This window comes from Bacteroides sp. (assembly GCF_029057325.1).
GTDB lineage: Bacteria > Bacteroidota > Bacteroidia > Bacteroidales > Bacteroidaceae > Bacteroides.
Genome location: NZ_JAICZW010000125.1, coordinates 1 through 16,369, shown reverse-complemented (window position 1 = coordinate 16,369; position 16,369 = coordinate 1). Strand labels below are relative to the sequence as shown.

The window sequence follows — 16,369 nt, the reverse complement described above, 5'->3', positions numbered from 1 at the left end:
CCGGATATCAACTTCAAAATTGCCTCGGGTACAAAGACCTTTGACACATCCATCGCTCCAGTTGTCGGGAAGGGCAGGAAGCAACTGAACGAATCCCATGTGACTCTGCAACAACATCTCCGTGATACCGGCAGTTCCTCCGAAGTTGCCGTCAATCTGGAAAGGCGGATGCGTATCCCACAAATTATCCAATGTCCCGTTCTTCAGGAGATTGCCGAAGAGTTTATAGGCATGGTTGCCATCCTGTAGGCGTGCCCACTGGTTCAGTTTCCATCCCATGCTCCAACCTGTGGCACCATCGCCACGATGCTCCAGTACCACTTTGGATGCCTTTGCCAGATCGGGCGTAGTGACAGGCGAAATCGTGTGTCCCGGATGCAAGCCGAACAGATGGTTTACGTGGCGATGCTCATCCTTGGGGTCATCGATATCCGTTGACCACTCCATCAACTGCCCGTAACGTCCTACGGAATAGGGAGCCAATTTGGCTAATACGTGCTGCCATTGTTTACGCTCTTTGGCATCCACTCCCAGCACCTTGCTCGCCTCAATGGCATTGAGCAGAATTTCACGGATGACGGCATGCACAAAGGTAGCGCCTTGGTCTATCGGCCCATGTTCGGGCGAAGTAGAGGGAGCTGCCGTATAGCTTCCGTCCGGCTTATGCCACAGATAATCCACTGCAAAATTGGCGCTGCTCTTTATCAGATCATACCCGGTCTCCTTCAGAAAGGCTTTATCGCGGGTGTAATCATAATACTCCCACACATGTGTGGCAAGCCAGGGTCCTGCCATCGGATTGAAGTTCCAAGACATGTCCTCGCTGCTCAAAGGCGCGGTAAAACCGAAGATGTTGCCCGATATGGAGGCCGTCCACCCCCGTGCGCCAAAATAGGCTTGCGCCGTCTTCTCACCCGGCTTCACCAACGTACGGATAAAGTCGATAAGGGGCAACATACACTCGTCCAGATTAGTGGAGCAGGCGGGCCAATAGTTCATCTGCACATTGATGTTATTGTGATAGTCTACCCGCCAAGGACCGTCCACGTTATTATGCCAGATACCTTGCAGGTTGGCGGGCAGGTTGCCCGGTCGGGAACTGGAAATAAGCAGATAACGGCCAAACTGAAAATACAACTCTTCCAGATAAGAATCCGAAATACCCTTGCGATAGTTCGCCAGCCGCCGGGTGATGGGAATGTCCTCATAGCCGGAAGCAGAGCCGAGATGAAGTTTCACCCTGTCGAAGAGGGAAGAGTAATCGGCATAGTGCTCAGCAAAAAGCTGTTCATACCCCTTCGCTGCCGCATCGCGCATCCAAGCGGAAGTGGTTTCATCCGGATTGATCCCCACATAGGCACGCGGGTCGGCAAAGTCCGGAGCGAAATTTATCTTATAATCGGTATCTGCCGTCACCAAGAACACCACCTCATCAGCCCCTTTCACCTTGAACTTCCCGTCGGCATTGGACAAGGAACCTCCTTGGGCGATGGCACGGATGCGGACCACGTATTCCATGCCATTGTTGTCCAGCTTGCCGGTATAGACCAGTCCATCGGCCCCTTCGGCAGCGATGCTGCCCGTAGATACCGGATTGGGCGAATAGCTGAACGTCAAGTTCTGCATCCCCGGCGTGTCGGCACTGAAGCGGATTACCATGACATTGGCAGGATAGGAGATGAAATAAGAGCGCTTGTAAGCCACCCCTTCTTTCCGGAAGCTCACCGTGGCAAGGGCCGAATCGAGAGAGAGAGCACGCCTGTAGTGGCTCATGCCGACCGTGCTCAGCCCCGTCTCTACATAGAATTCACCCATCGTCGTGAAATTTCCGAACCGGAAGGGAGTTTCCGCGTATGCCTCGTAAGGCACCGTGCTGTTAAAGTTCTTACGGGTCAGCAACGCCGCCTTTTTCTGGTCGCCATCCGTGAAAGCCTGCCTGATTTCATCCAGCACATGGGCGGACTGCTTGTTTACGTCCCAATAGTAAGCAGCTCCTTTCGACGTATTGGGACCGCCGCGCCAGAGGGTCTTCTCGTTGAACGTGATACGTTCCGCCTCCACAGAGCCGAGGATGTTGGCACCTATGCTGCCATTGCCGATGGGCAGAGAACGCGCTTCCCAGTCCATGTCTGGATTCGTCGCAGCGTTGCCAGCAAACTCGGGCTTCTTCTCACCATCCCACATATCGGGCCTGCCATCGTACCAAACTGCCATGCCGCGCAAGGTGTTGGGAACATCGAACCAGAAAGAAAGCTCGCGGGCAGGAGGTGTCCCACCGTCGGCTTTCGCACTGGAAGAAAACAGGGGAAACATCCCCATCGCTAAAATTAATAGTTTTTTCATATTCATACTATTTTTGAAAATAAACATATTGCTTACATACTTAAATCTTCAGAAAAATCTTCTGTCGGTACATGAATCTGAGTATCAGAAACAAGATAAGGAAATTGGCAAATGTCAGCCAGACAGCATAATATTCACCCAGATATCGCTCCAAACCGTAACAGACAGAATGCGCCACGCAACGGAAATTGACAGTCTCACCCAGCAGATAGGCGGCAATGGAATTCATACCATAAATCTTCAGCCATTCCAGTCCGTGCGTATGCCCCTTATAGTCAATCCAGTAATAGAAAATCCCCATCAGCAAGAAGCAATATCCGCCAGAAAGCAGGGTCATGCTGCACGACCATATCCGCTTAATGACCGGCATCTGCAGGCTCCACAGCAACCCGCCTGCCACCAGGGCAACGCCGACCAGAAACAGACGCCTTACCGTCTTCCCACGCTCTTCCCTCCCCTCTTTCATGATGCGCCCGGCAAAGGTTCCCAGCATGACCGTGACACCGAACGTCAGGCTGCTCCATATCCAAGTATAAGTAGGGTCACCCCTGAAACGCCCCATGACCGCCCGGTCCAGCCGGTTCGCAAAGTTGCCTTCGGGCGTGAAATCACCGAAAAAAGTCATAGGTAGCCAATATAACAGCAACAGCGCCAGCGTGCCCGCCACCTGCCACCTGAGGGGACAGCACAAAAGCAACACGGCAGCGATGAGATAACCGCTTGCTATCGCCTGCAACGTATTGGTATAAAAGTAGATGTGTGCAGGGTCAAGTCCCAGCAGATTACCCTGCACCACCATGCCCAACAAAAACAAGAGCAAAAAACGCCTCGCCACTTTCCTGAAAGCGGCTCTCTTGCCCGCACCTCCCTCATATTTGACAAAGGAGAAAGGCATCGATGCTCCCGCCATGAAGAGGAACAGGGGCATCACCAAATCCCAAAAGCGGAAACCGGTCCATACCTCATGGTCGAACTGATACAACACGGCGTTCAGCCACGGCAGGTCAAGCCTGTTGCCAAGTGCCACCAGTACTGGCTGGAAAAAGACCAGCAGAAAGAGGTCGAATCCTCGCAAGATGTCCAGCGAGGAGAGCCGTTCCGAGGGGCGCACGGCATAGGAGGAACGGGCAGCAGAAGATACATGTGTCATAGGCGAAGATCTGTACCGTTATAAATGAATACCGATGATGCGGGCAGTGTCAGCAAAAGTTCGGAATCTATGTCTATCTCTTGCCCGGTGGCGAGTCCTTCGGGCGTACCTTGCGCAAAGGCGTCGGACAGCACGATGCGGGTCTTCACGTAAGCGGGGATGTCGAGCGCCTCGCGCAAGGTCAGCTTAATGGTCTGCGTTGAAGCGGCGGGATTGCGCAGCGTGAGCACCGCCTTCTTGCCGTTCCATGCCGCCCAGCCATAGATATTTGCCTGCTTGCCGTCCCAAGGATTGCCCCCCACCCAATGGATGTCGGGCAACACGTCCGCATTGGCTTCCTGCCAGGCGATGCACTCCGCCAGGTCTTTCCACAAGGCACCATTGTTGATTTCATTCATCAGCTTGTAGTCATTGTAAAGCTCCACCATGCCCGAACCACAGGCGAACGCGCAACGCAGCTCGCGCACGATTCCATCATAATCCATATCTTTGGATACCTCGCCCCAACGCGACAGGATAAAGCCGTGAGTCATCAGCGTATTGATGGGGCAAAGCGGGGAGTTCTGTACGAAATTCTGATAAACCAAGCGGTCACGGTAGGTAATCCAGCGTTCCCGATCGCTTCCCTGGTCACCGATGGTGGCATAGTCCGCCTCCTGCCGCCATACGGCATCCGTGAAGCGGAACCAGAAAGGAGAAGCCCAGGTGCCCACAGTGGTGTTCAAGAAGATGTCCGCTTTCAGTTTGCGGGTCTCTCGCTCAATGTTGATGATGGCTTCGGCATTCTCCTCGCCTCTCGTTCCGGGGTCGGGTCCCACGGCACTGAACTGCGCGCTGATGCCGTCATACTTGAAGAAGCGAAAATCATAGTTCTTTATCAGGTAGGTGCAAGCATCGAGGAAAGTCTTGTAATAGTCGGGATTGCTCAGTTGCATTCCCCCCTTCTCCTTCCAGAAGTTGCGGCGGTAGTCGCCCGAACGGCCGTATCCGCCCACCGGTCCCAGCCAGGCACCGATGCCTGCGCCCATCTGCCTTGCCACGGCATCCGGCTCGCTGAATCCATTGGGGAAGTTCTTGTTGAAGGTCCACGTCCCATAGCTGTCCCAACCGTCATCCCAGACAAAAGCCTTTATGCCGGTCTGGTATTTGTCGAAAAACTGCTTCTTCCATTCCGACACGATGTCGGTACATTGCTCCACGGTCATGTTGCCGTCGTAATTCTCCGCATTGTTGCGGTCGATGTTCAGTTCATACCAAGAGATGTACACCGGATAGGCACGCCAAGGCACTGCACGCTCGCGCTCGTTGTACGCCAGGAACGAACGGCGTGCCTGTCCTTCCGCCATCAGTCCCACCACGGCACTCACATTCCACGTCTTTCCGGCCGCCAATGTCGTGTGGCGGCTCCAAAGCCCCTGCATACGGACGTTCTGTCCCTGCTTCGTTACCGTATTGATGCCGGTAGGTGTCTCCAGTCCGGCAAAGATATGCGCTCCGGCAATGACCGCTCCTCGGGTGTTTCCCACTACGCGGAGCGACGGCTCACTGCCATCCTCCATCTCATAAATCAGGGGAATGATGGAGTGCATCGACACTTCCTGGTGTGCAGCGATGTCCATCTCGGTGCGCAGATAGTGCGACCCGTCACGCAACACAGCCTGCCAAGCTATTTCCAGTCCTTCGTATTCAAACGTTGCTTGAAGGGCATAGCCGTCCAGTTTCTCCGAGCCTCTGGCAGCAGCGGCATCTCCTTTCAGTTTCGCCGTGCGCACACTCTTCAATACCATGTCCGAAGCCGCCACCTCCGTGCTGTCCTCCCCAAGACGTATCTTGAAGAGTTCCGTACCGGGCAATAGTCCCAGTTCGGCAGAACCGCCGAACAGCAGGCTTTTATCCTTGTTTATGAATTTTGCAGTAAATAGTTCGTTACCAATAATATAGACACTTTTCTTCGCCTTCATCCCGGCACGTCCCGGTTGTTTTTTCTGCGGAAAAACAACACTTTGGGCAGATGCAGCATATATCATGCCCAACAGTATGAACAATATACACAATGTTTTCTTACAACTATTTTTCATGTTTTTCTCTGATTAAAGTAACAAAATTCAAATCTAAACGAAACAGCCGTTTCGCTTCCACAAATATAACGCTTTTTTTGTCGAATAGGATTTTCAATCCAGATTTATTTGATAAAAGGGCGAATTAATAGGGGAAAGAAAGAGCGGAGCAGCCCCCCTTCACAGGAAAGCTGCTCCCATTGTTTACAACATTACTATGTTGAAACGACTTTTCAGTTATTCGTATGGTTCTACCACGATGGTCCACATTTTCTTAGTGCCATCGGCGGCTGTCACCTCATACTGATGGTCCTTGCTCCAATCACCCGGTACACCCAACTTAGGAGCGTCACCGATGGGCTTAATGGTAGAAGCCGTGGAAATAGTCACTACAACCATTGCCTTCGACTCGGTGAAATTAGGACGTTCGGCTTCCGGAATGTTGTCGGTGACGTAACGAATGGTATATACGCAATTCTCCGTATCCTGGGTACGTGCCGCAGCAAGCCGCACCTGCTTGACCTCCGTTTCGCCGCTGCCCGGATTCTTGTCCGTTCCGTAATATCTCCAATACACATCGCCGTTCGTAATGTCACATCCGGAGTATTCTTCCAAATCTTCCAGATTGGCATCCAAGCAGGAAGAGAGGAGTACTGCCCAAAGGCAGGCAGTCATGATAGTAAAATATTTCTTCATAAGTTCTGTATCATTTAAAAATTAGTAATTACCAACCTTCGTTTTGAGTATGATCCAAACCGTATGCCTCGCGTGTGTTCAAGAAAGACTGCGCGATGGGCAACAAATAACGGCGGGTCGTGAAATGACGATTGGCACTATTCAGCAAAGTCACCTGATTCACAACCAGCTTGGTACGGTCTCGGCTGATTTCAATCTTGTAAGCCGGGCGATCCAACTCATCGATAACCTCTCCTGCCGCCTTGCCGTTGTTGGCATAGCCTCCATACTTGCCCCAACGCAAGTAGCTGAAATAGATATCACCGGTTTCGTTGGTCATCTCGCAGTTGCGTTCGCGGATGTAATCCGCCCAGGCTTCTGCTTCTGTCGTTGCTTGCGAAGGAGCCAGCCCACCGTGCTTGGTGCGGGTAGCGTTCAACGCCTCTACCGCTGCCGGGATATTCTTCTTCAGCAGTTGTGCTTCCGCCAAGTTCAGGTAGGCTTCACCCAAGCGGGCAATGTTGAAGTGGAGAGCCACCTTACTGGCATAATAGGCACGTGGTTCAGGATTTTCAATGTTGCTCTTCCGCCAATAGTAGCCCGTAGTCGTGTTGTACCAACCGCCGTCTTCCTTATCGCGCACTCCCATGGAGAGGTTTCCGCCCAGGTTCAGCTCGACTTTTTCGTTCATCCAAGTAGCCTTGTCGTACACCATCGTGGTGTAGAAACGGTTGTCACGTCCGCTATACATCAAGTCGCTGAGATCACGTTCCGAACCGGCTTTCAACTGATGGAAACGCTTCACCACCGGATAACCGTCTCTGGTCTGGGCAAAGTCTTGCGGAGTAGGAATGCGGCGCCAGTCACCGCTATTCTGCTGATATTGGTCCACCTGACCCACCTCGGTCACCGTTGCCGGGTTCAGAATATCCACGCTGTTCACATATTGAGAGGTCTCATACCACGGCAACGCCTCGCCCGTAGCCTCGTCCGTTACCAGGAACTGGTCTGCCAAATCCTGCGTCGGGAAGTAGATTGCCCAGCCTTCAAAAGTCTGTCCGTTTGCCTTATCGCGCACTCCCATGGAGAGGTTTCCGCCCAGGTTCAGCTCGACTTTTTCGTTCATCCAAGTAGCCTTGTCGTACACCATCGTGGTGTAGAAACGGTTGTCACGTCCGCTATACATCAAGTCGCTGAGATCACGTTCCGAACCGGCTTTCAACTGATGGAAACGCTTCACCACCGGATAACCGTCTCTGGTCTGGGCAAAGTCTTGCGGAGTAGGAATGCGGCGCCAGTCACCGCTATTCTGCTGATATTGGTCCACCTGACCCACCTCGGTCACCGTTGCCGGGTTCAGAATATCCACGCTGTTCACATATTGAGAGGTCTCATACCACGGCAACGCCTCGCCCGTAGCCTCGTCCGTTACCAGGAACTGGTCTGCCAAATCCTGCGTCGGGAAGTAGATTGCCCAGCCTTCAAAAGTCTGTCCGTTTGCCTGTCGCAAGGCGATGGGGCTTTGTGAATTAAGCACATTGTCCGTAGAGATGTTGGGGTAAGTCCTCATCAGCTCCTCAAAACTCTGTACGTTCGTATTATCCTTTTCGCGGTAGTATGCCCACAAGATTTCCTCGTTGTAAGAGTCGGTTTCGTTCCAAAGGCTCTTGGCGGGAGAAAGATTGGTGGCAAGTGAAGCACCGCTGTTTGTAACCACGTCCGAAGCATATCGGATGGCAACGTCCAAGTATTTGCTGTCTTGGGTATAAGCGTATGCCTGCAAGGCGGCTCTCGACAGTAACACACCGGCTGCATACCGGGTAGGCAATCCCGGCATATTATCAGTAGGAAGGTAGTCGGCAGCCTTCTCCAGATCGCTGATGATGATGTCATATCCTTCGGCAACATTCTGTGTCATCGGGATGTTGACCGCTTCCGGATGTTCCACATCGAACACTTCACGCACCGGGACGAAACGCCCCATCTTGCGAGCTTGGTCGAAGAAAATCATGCCGCGCATCAAGTAGCCATGTGCGGAAAGTTCCTTCTTCTCGGCATCACTCAAAGTGGCGCTGTTCTCCACATTGTGGATAATCAGGTTCGCCCTTCTGAGCAGGCTGAAACGGTTGCAACCGAAGTCGCTGCTTTCGCTGACGCCCAACTCGGTAGCAACTCCGTCGATACCTTCACCCACCTGCGAGCATCGCACCGAATTAGGAGTACGCGCTTCCCAGCCCACGCTGGTGCCAGAACCGGCATAACCGGCATGAATCACATCGGTATAAGTGGCATATACAAAGCCCTCTACCGTAGCCTTGCTCCCCCATACAGTTTCGGCATCGAATACTGTGGTAGGATGCGTGTCAAGTGTATTTATACAAGACGACAAGGTGACAACACCCAAGCCTAATAGGCCATATTTGAATATATTTTTCATACGAATTAAAATCCTAAGTTAAGAGTAAACGCTAAAATTCTCTCTACCGGATAACCCTGGTAGCCCGTATCGGCTGCTTCCGGGTCCATGCCATACTTGGTTGATTTGGAGATGGTAAAGATGTTCTGGCCGGAAACGCCCACCTTGCATCTTGTCAACCAATTGATGTTCTTCAACAGCTTATACTTGAAGTCGTAGCCAAACTGGAAGTCCTTCATACGGAGATAAGAACCGTTGATGAGCCAGAAGTCGCTGCTTTCATAGTTGTTGTTCGCGTTGCGGCCCGTATCGGACATCAAGCGCGGATATTGTGCGTTGCGGTTGGTCGGAGTCCAAAAGTCGGTCTGGTAGTCGTATGCCACCGGCATGTCGCCCGTCTGTCCGGTCTGCATGCCCAAAGCGGGCGACACATACATGTCGAATCCCAAAGCACCCTGGAACAAGGTGCTGAAATAGAATCCCTTGTAATTCAGGTTAATATTGATACCAAACTGATTGTGAGGAGAATTCGACTTGCCCAGACGGCGTCTGTCTTCACTGTCAATCTTACCGTCACCGTTCACATCCTTGTACTTCAAGTCGCCGGCGGTCATATAGCCTGAATTGTAGGCATTGAGCACACCCGGAGAGTTGAACACATCTTCTGCACTGGTGTAATAGCCCAGGTTCTCCAACAGAAGTCCGTAGTAGTTCTGCTTCACCTGCTGGCTTCTGAAATAGGGATTCATGCGGCTCGATTCCGCTTCGCTTTCGTCAAGTGCCCAAATCGTGTTGTAAACGGTGAAATTGGTGGCAACATCATATTTGAAGTCACCGATGTTGTCTCTCCAGCCCAACTGCACTTCGACACCGGCACGACGATGTTCACTGTCCGATGCCACACGCGGCAGACCTACGCCGAGAGCCGTGTTCAAATAGCTGTCTCCCACCGGTGCCACCAAGTAACCTTTGGTGGAATAGTAGAAGTAGTCGAACGAACCGTAAAGGCGACTGTTCAAGGAAGAAAAGTCGAAACCAAAGTCCATCTGTTTGGTGGTGTACCACGTCAGGTCGGGCGAAGCCAGATTGCCTTCGGTGAAGCCCGGATAGTATTCGCCCTGCATCACGTAGGCATACGGATTATAGGAATACGTCGTCATGTACTGGAAACGACCTGCCGACTCATCCAAACCGGTCTCACCGTAAGAAGCACGAAGTTTCAACGAGTTCAGGATGTTCTTTTCCACCAGCGGCTGCATGAACTTTTCCGCCGTCACAATCCATCCTAGCGAACCGCTGAAGAAGGTACCCCAACGATTGCCCGGCGCAAAACGGTCGGAACCGTCGTAACGGATGCTGCCTTCCACGTAATACTTGTTATCATAGTTATACTTCACCTGGCCAATCCAAGCCGCACGTCCCAACTCCGCCTCGCTGCCGCTATTGGCCTGCCTGTTGGCATCACCGATGGTAATCTGGTCGATGTCGAACGAATAGTTGTCACGTTGCAGGCTATAGCTCTCGGTCTTCTCGTAGTATTGCTCAAAACCTGCCAATGCCGATACCGAGTGCTTGCCAAATTGGTTGGCATATTCCACAAATGCCTGGTTCGTAAACGAATAGCCGGTAGCTGAAGTATGGCTCAGCTGCGGTTTGTTGGCATACACGGGGCTTTGCGAATCCCAGTCGTACTGACCGGCATCCTTGCGCCACGACTTGTTCGTCTCGCCATAATAACGGTAGTTGCTGGCGGCACGCACTTTCAGCCCTTCCACCCAAGGCACTTCCCAGATGGCTTCGCCGCGCCCATTGATTACATTGTCAATCTTGCGGATGTAACCGGCATCTTTGGCAGTCTCGGCAACCGGATTGTCGGTCAAGTTGTAGGGCAAACCGTATTTATTCACGCCGGGATAGCGGCTGTACTTGTCGTTGATGTGCGAGAACACCGTATAATAGTTGCTGGAAGTGGAGGTGTATGGATGGGTCGTCTTCTGCCGATAACCGTCGATAGTAGCATTCAGGCGGACACCGATAGCCTCGATAAACGTGGACTGGGAGAGGCGGAAGTTGGTACGCTTCATCCAGTGGTTGTCGTTCTTGTACAACGAGTTTTGGTCGATATGTCCCAACGACACGTAGTACTGATTCTTGTCGTTGCCGCCCGATACACGGATGGTATGCTTTTGCTGCGGTGCCCAGTCGTTCAGCACCAGCTTACGCCAGTTGGTATTGGCAAAATTCAGCGGATCGGTACCGTTCTTAAAGTGGTTCAAGCCCTCTTCCGTATAAATAGGCTCCAAGCCATCGTTTTGGCGGGCGATGTTGGAATAGAGCGCCCTTTCATACGAGCTCATCTTTTCCGGCCAGATGCTGGGCTGCGAGAAGCTTTGGTTGAAGTCATACTCCACAGAAGCCTTTCCCTCCTTGCCCCGCTTGGTAGTCACCTGGATGATACCGTTCGTGGCACGCGAACCATATACCGCCGTAGCCGAAGCGTCCTTCAGGATAGACATGGCATCAATGTCGTCGGGTGAAAGGTTCTGGAAGTCAGCCGACGAACGGATAACGCCGTCAATGACGTAGATGGGATTTCCTCCACCACGGATGCTGACATTCGGCGTAGAGTTGATACCACCACCACTCGCCTTTACAATCAAACCGGGCGAACGTCCCGCCAGACCTTGCGCCATGTTGGTGACAGGCATGTTTGAAATCTGCTCTGCCTTCACGGTAGAAACTGAGGCAATCAAGTCGCGCTTACTGGTGCTGGTGTAACCCACCACGACTACTTCATCCAGCACTTCGCTGTCCTCTTTCAATACGATGGACATAGGTTGCGCGGTAGCCTTTACGGTCACGGTCTGGTAGCCCACGAAAGAGATTTCAAGAAGATCTCCCGACTTGGCATTGAGCGAGAAGTTCCCGTCAATGTCCGTCACACAACCGTTGGTAGTCCCTTTTACCACCACGCTGGCGCCAATGACCGAAAGCCCGGTCTCATCGACCACTGTACCTTTGATGGTACTTGTCTGCTGAACGATGGCAATCGCATCAGCATCACCCGTTTCCGCAAGCAGGGCCTGCGGAGAAGCACACAACAGCAACGAACAAAGTCCCATCCCTGCGATGCTTGAGAAAGTCGGACGAAAACGTCTGCCCGACTCATGGAAGTGAATAGTTCCTTTTGACATAGTAAAGATTAAATTAATAAATAATTGTTTGCTTTGTTTTTATTCATATAGATTTATTAGGTTTTACATTTTCATAAAAAATAAAGTTCTGATAGGACTTAGTGTGTTGAATGAGGATAAAGCAAAACTCATCGTGACACCCCCTCCTGAATTTATTTCGAAATGAATTCCGCCAATGTTTTTTATAGTATATATGAGAAAAGGAGGGGACTTATAGACGCTTTTTTTAAAAAAAAGAGGCCTTACAAATAAAACAATTTGGTAAATGTGTTTAAATAACAAAATTATTGTTACCTTTGCTGATGATAGAACGTATTCAACATACCAAGTCCTATCAGAACTTGGTTCCTTTAGAATGCCGTACGAATCATTGTAACTATTCACCTATCGTGGCATGCATAACGTATTCATTTCCCATGTAGGGATGTAAAAAAATATCATTTCCCGCCCAAAAATGCAAAAAATCGCAGTTTTCTCATTTCTCAACAAAAAAAACGGTTCCAGGAGTACTCCTGAAAGGGGTAGGGAAAGGTAACGACTGAGGTTGCCTCAGATAACGACTGAGGGTAACAACATGCAGCACCGTGATTTCCGAAGAAGTTTTTGTAAAGAATAAATCAATAAATTAAAGGAGACAAATTGCTCCATGCTTCTTTTATAGTCAAAAAGAAACACTTTGCGAATTACACAATCTAAAATTGAGAGTTAGAGGTATTTCCAACTCTTCCTTGAAAATTCCGATATTATCGAAAAAGTCATAGAAATACTCACCGTCCGGCAATCCCTGTTATCCCCTGCTCTTTCCACTCCCCGCGAACCATCTCCATCACAGCTGTATAACCCGCCCGTCTCAAGGCTTTCAAGGCTTCGGGACGGCCGTTGTCGATGCGTTCGGGGTAGTGGGCGTCGCTGTTCACCTGCACCCGTATGCCCAGGTCGTGCAACAGGGAGAAATAGCGTTCGTTGGGAAAGAAGGTGCCTAGTTCGTGCCAGGATTTCGTGTTGACTTCCACCTGATAGCCACGGTGGGCAATCTCCGCGAAGTAAGTCCGGACCAGCTCGTCGTACCAAGGCTCGTCCAGCAATCCCGGTCGGTAGCAAACGGCGTTGTAGTGCATCTTGTCGGCATGCCCCACGATGTCGAAACCGCCCAGTTCGAGCATCCTCGTCAGTCGGGCGTAGTAAAGTCGTACCACCCGTTCCAGGTCACCTCCAAACTGCCGGTCCACAAGCTGTCGGAAGGCATCGGCAGGCACGTCAATGTCCACCACTTCTCCCACATCGTTGTACAGCAGATGCACGGAGCCGATGCGATAGTCCAGCGGAAGTTCCCTGAAACGCCGGATAGCCGGGTTACTCTCTTCGTTCAGGTAGTCAATCTCAAGCCCGACATACAATTCAATGCGTCCCGCATACTTCGCTTTCAGCCGGTGGAACTCTGCCAGATAGTCATCCATATTGTCCCACTCCATCGTCCACGCCGTCGGAAAAGGCAACGGTGCGTGCGAAGAAAAGCCGTATGAAGTGAATCCTTTGCTCAAGGCAAAGCGTACAAAATCCTCCATGCCGGCCCGGCCGTCGCAATAGAGGCAATGACTATGGTAATTGGTAAGGTTCATAATTTCTTTAATTCTCTATTTCACTTAGCTCCAGCCACCTGAACATCTTCTCATCCAGCGATTCCTCCAGCACCGGCAGCCGCTTCGACTTCTCCGTCAGCTCTTCCACCGAAAGGGTGCCGCTGCACAAGGCTTCCTCAATGGCCTTCTTCTCCCCCTCCAGACCGGCAATCTCCTGCTCCAACTGCTCGAACTCGCGTTTCTCTTTGAAGGAGAGGCGGCGTTTCTCGCTCGGACGTGTCCGGACGGCCTTCGCCTCCTGCGCCTTGGCGGCCTCCTTTTCTTTCTCCCTTTCCTGACGGGCCTTCTCGTCTTTCCAGTCACGATATTGGGTATAGTTTCCGGGAAAGTCGCGGATGTCGCCCTGTCCGTTGAACACCAGCAGGTGGTCCACCACCTTGTCCATGAAGTAGCGGTCGTGGCTCACCACCATCACGCAGCCTTTGAAGTTCTGCAAATACTCCTCCAACACGTTCAGGGTCACGATGTCGAGGTCGTTCGTAGGCTCGTCCAGCACCAGGAAGTTGGGGTTGCGCATCAGCACCGTGCAGAGGTAGAGGCGGCGGCGTTCACCGCCGCTCAACTTATAAACGTAGCTGTGTTGCGTCTCGGGCGTGAAGAGGAAATGTTGCAGAAACTGCGATGCCGTCAGCCGCTTGCCGTTGCCCAGCTCTATCACCTCGGCAATGTCCTGCACCACGTCAATGACCTTCATCTGCTCGTCGAACTCCAGCCCCTGCTGCGAGTAGTAGCCGAAGCGAACCGTCTCGCCGATGTCCAGCGTGCCGCTGTCCGCCTGTTCCAGTCCCATCAGTATCTTGATAAAGGTCGATTTTCCCGTGCCATTGTCGCCCACGATGCCCATCTTCTCGTAGCGGGAGAAGATGTAGGAGAAATCGTCCAGTATCTTCAGATCGCCGAACGACTTGCAGAGACGGTCCGCCACGAATATCTTACTGCCGATGTAGGAAGCCTTGACATCCAGCTTCACCCGGTCGTTGCGCAGGTGCTGCTTCGCCACCTTCTCCAGTTCGTAGAAGGCCTCTTCGCGATAGCGCGCCTTGTGTCCGCGGGCTTGCGGCATGCGGCGCATCCACTCCAGCTCCGTGCGGTAGAGGTTGTTGGCACGCTCTATCTCCACCGTCTTGGCTTCGATGCGCTCCTGCCGCTTCTCCAGATAGTAGCTGTAATTGCCCTTATACTGATAAATCCGGCGGTTGTCTATCTCCATGATTTCCGAACATACGCGGTCCAGGAAGTAGCGGTCGTGCGTCACCATCAGCAGGCTGAGGTTGTTCCGGCGCAGGTACTCCTCCAGCCACTCGGTCATGTCGAGGTCGAGGTGGTTGGTAGGTTCGTCCAGTATCAGCAGGTCGGGTTCGGTGATGAGCGTGTTGGCAAGCGCCACCCGCTTCAACTGCCCGCCGGAGAGCTGCTTCACCTGCCGGTTGAAGTCGCGGATTTTGAGTTGGGAGAGAATCTGCTTCGCCTTCTGCTCATACTCCCACGCCTTTTCGTGGTCCATGCGCACCAGCAGCTCGTCCAGCCCGGGATGTCCCTCCGTCTCCATGCAGCGTTCATACTCCTTAATCAGTTCCACGGTGCTGTTGCCATGGTGGAAACAGGCCTCGAGCACGGTCAGCTCTTCGGGATAATGCGGGTCCTGCTCCAGATAACCCACCCGCAGGTCGCGGCGGAAAGCGATGTTTCCCGCATCATACCCCTCCTTGCCGGAAAGGATGTTGAGCAACGTCGTCTTGCCGCTGCCGTTCTTGGCTATCAGCCCCACCCGCTGGCCTTCCGCCAGTCCGAAAGATATATTCTCGAACAAGACCAAATCACCGAACGACTTGGTCAGGTTTTCTACTTGAAGTATTGGATTCAAAACAATTGATAATTGAGAATTGACAATTGATAATTAACAGTTTAAAAGGGCTTCGTAGGTGGCTACGAGATCTACCTTCTCGCCCGCTTTCACTTTGCTCCAGACAAGCTTCATGGGGTCTGTCCACTTGCCCGTAGCGGTGTTCAGCAGGACGGGAGCTTCGCGGTTTCCGTCCACCAATGTGCGCCATTCCATGCCGTCCACTTCGTTGGCGAGGATGACGCAAAGCACGATGCCGAAGGCAAGCCATACATCTTTCTTCTTCGGACTGACACCGCCCTTGTCCATCAGCTGCTGCATCTTGGCGATGTCCTCTTCCGCTCCTTGGAAGTCCTTCTTCAAGGTCTCTTTAACGGTGGCGTCCACCCATTCGTACGCCTCGTTGATTTGGTAAATCTCCGAAAGGCGCACCGGAATAATCTCTGCCGGATATTTCACCCCCTCTTTCCGCACCTCCAGTGAGGCAACCACCCTTTCAGCCTCCGCCACGGAAGCGCCTTTCTTCACCGTGAACGAGCACTCGAACGCCAGTTCGCCCCGACCGGTTATCCAGAGATGGGTAGTATAATACGTCCCCTCCTCTTCAAACATCTCCTTGCTGTAGGCGCACTCCAGTCGCCCCACCTTGACCAACGTGGCGGAAGGGTTCTCCCTCAGCTCCTGTCGCACGGACTCCTCACCATAAGCGGCATTTCCCTTGAAAGCCGAAATACGGAAATTGCCGGTCCACTCGTTGGGATTATAGAAGAGGAAAGAGCCTTCCCCATCCTCAAATTCGCTCCAATCTGCCGGATAAGTCATCGAAAACCATGCTCCCGGAGAGATAAATTTCTTGCCTTGTTCCATATCGTTACACTGATTCTTGCAGAAACGGCAACAGCCGTTACCCGCTCTATTTTTCGCAAAAATAGCATTACCGCCGCTGATATGCAAACAAACGAAAAAAAAACAGCCGATTCTCACGAACCGGCTGTTCCCAATCATCGTTTATGAATGAAGACGGTTAAGGTCTTCATTATTGTACTACAAT

9 protein-coding genes are annotated in these 16,369 nt (G+C 52.1%); all 9 read right to left on the bottom strand.

All coding sequences use genetic code 11. The features are described 5' to 3' along the window. On the bottom strand, window positions 1-2,313 hold a 2,313-nt coding region (locus K2G43_RS07380; RefSeq protein WP_366525008.1), incomplete at its 3' end, for a glycoside hydrolase family 95 protein. A 70-nt stretch (window positions 2,314-2,383) separates the two neighbouring features. Then, entirely contained in the window at window positions 2,384-3,493 is a 1,110-nt protein-coding gene (locus tag K2G43_RS07375) for a DUF5009 domain-containing protein (protein ID WP_297641774.1), read from the bottom strand. Then, window positions 3,490-5,571 (bottom strand): hypothetical protein, encoded by a 2,082-nt coding sequence (locus tag K2G43_RS07370; RefSeq protein WP_300153845.1) that lies wholly within the window; start codon window positions 5,569-5,571, stop codon window positions 3,490-3,492. Before K2G43_RS07370 ends, K2G43_RS07375 begins: the two co-directional genes overlap by 4 nt. A 216-nt stretch (window positions 5,572-5,787) precedes the next feature. Beyond that, complete coding sequence (locus K2G43_RS07365) at window positions 5,788-6,246, bottom strand: hypothetical protein (protein ID WP_300153843.1); 459 nt, start codon at window positions 6,244-6,246, stop codon at window positions 5,788-5,790. A 28-nt stretch (window positions 6,247-6,274) separates the two neighbouring features. Beyond that, entirely contained in the window at window positions 6,275-8,662 is a 2,388-nt protein-coding gene (locus tag K2G43_RS07360) for a RagB/SusD family nutrient uptake outer membrane protein (protein ID WP_300153841.1), read from the bottom strand. 5 nt (window positions 8,663-8,667) lie between these two features. Further along, entirely contained in the window at window positions 8,668-11,835 is a 3,168-nt protein-coding gene (locus K2G43_RS07355; protein WP_300153839.1) for a TonB-dependent receptor, read from the bottom strand. A gap of 767 nt (window positions 11,836-12,602) precedes the next feature. Further along, window positions 12,603-13,454 (bottom strand): histidinol-phosphatase, encoded by an 852-nt coding sequence (locus tag K2G43_RS07350; protein WP_300153837.1) that lies wholly within the window; start codon window positions 13,452-13,454, stop codon window positions 12,603-12,605. A 7-nt stretch (window positions 13,455-13,461) separates the two neighbouring features. Further along, window positions 13,462-15,339 carry an ABC-F family ATP-binding cassette domain-containing protein gene (locus tag K2G43_RS07345; protein ID WP_300153835.1) on the bottom strand — a complete coding sequence of 626 codons (1,878 nt, stop codon included), beginning with the start codon at window positions 15,337-15,339 and terminating at the stop codon, window positions 13,462-13,464. A 33-nt stretch (window positions 15,340-15,372) separates the two neighbouring features. Then, complete coding sequence (locus tag K2G43_RS07340; RefSeq protein WP_297645180.1) at window positions 15,373-16,185, bottom strand: DUF3805 domain-containing protein; 813 nt, start codon at window positions 16,183-16,185, stop codon at window positions 15,373-15,375. Window positions 16,186-16,369 lie beyond the last annotated feature (184 nt).

Bases quoted from the DNA above. Each gene is read 5' to 3' on its own strand.
- K2G43_RS07375 (WP_297641774.1), bottom strand. From the start codon at position 3,493: ATGACACATGTATCTTCTGCTGCCCGTTCCTCCTATGCCGTGCGCCCC.
- K2G43_RS07370 (WP_300153845.1), bottom strand. From the start codon at position 5,571: ATGAAAAATAGTTGTAAGAAAACATTGTGTATATTGTTCATACTGTTG.
- K2G43_RS07365 (WP_300153843.1), bottom strand. From the start codon at position 6,246: ATGAAGAAATATTTTACTATCATGACTGCCTGCCTTTGGGCAGTACTC.
- K2G43_RS07360 (WP_300153841.1), bottom strand. From the start codon at position 8,662: ATGAAAAATATATTCAAATATGGCCTATTAGGCTTGGGTGTTGTCACC.
- K2G43_RS07355 (WP_300153839.1), bottom strand. From the start codon at position 11,835: ATGTCAAAAGGAACTATTCACTTCCATGAGTCGGGCAGACGTTTTCGT.
- K2G43_RS07350 (WP_300153837.1), bottom strand. From the start codon at position 13,454: ATGAACCTTACCAATTACCATAGTCATTGCCTCTATTGCGACGGCCGG.
- K2G43_RS07340 (WP_297645180.1), bottom strand. From the start codon at position 16,185: ATGGAACAAGGCAAGAAATTTATCTCTCCGGGAGCATGGTTTTCGATG.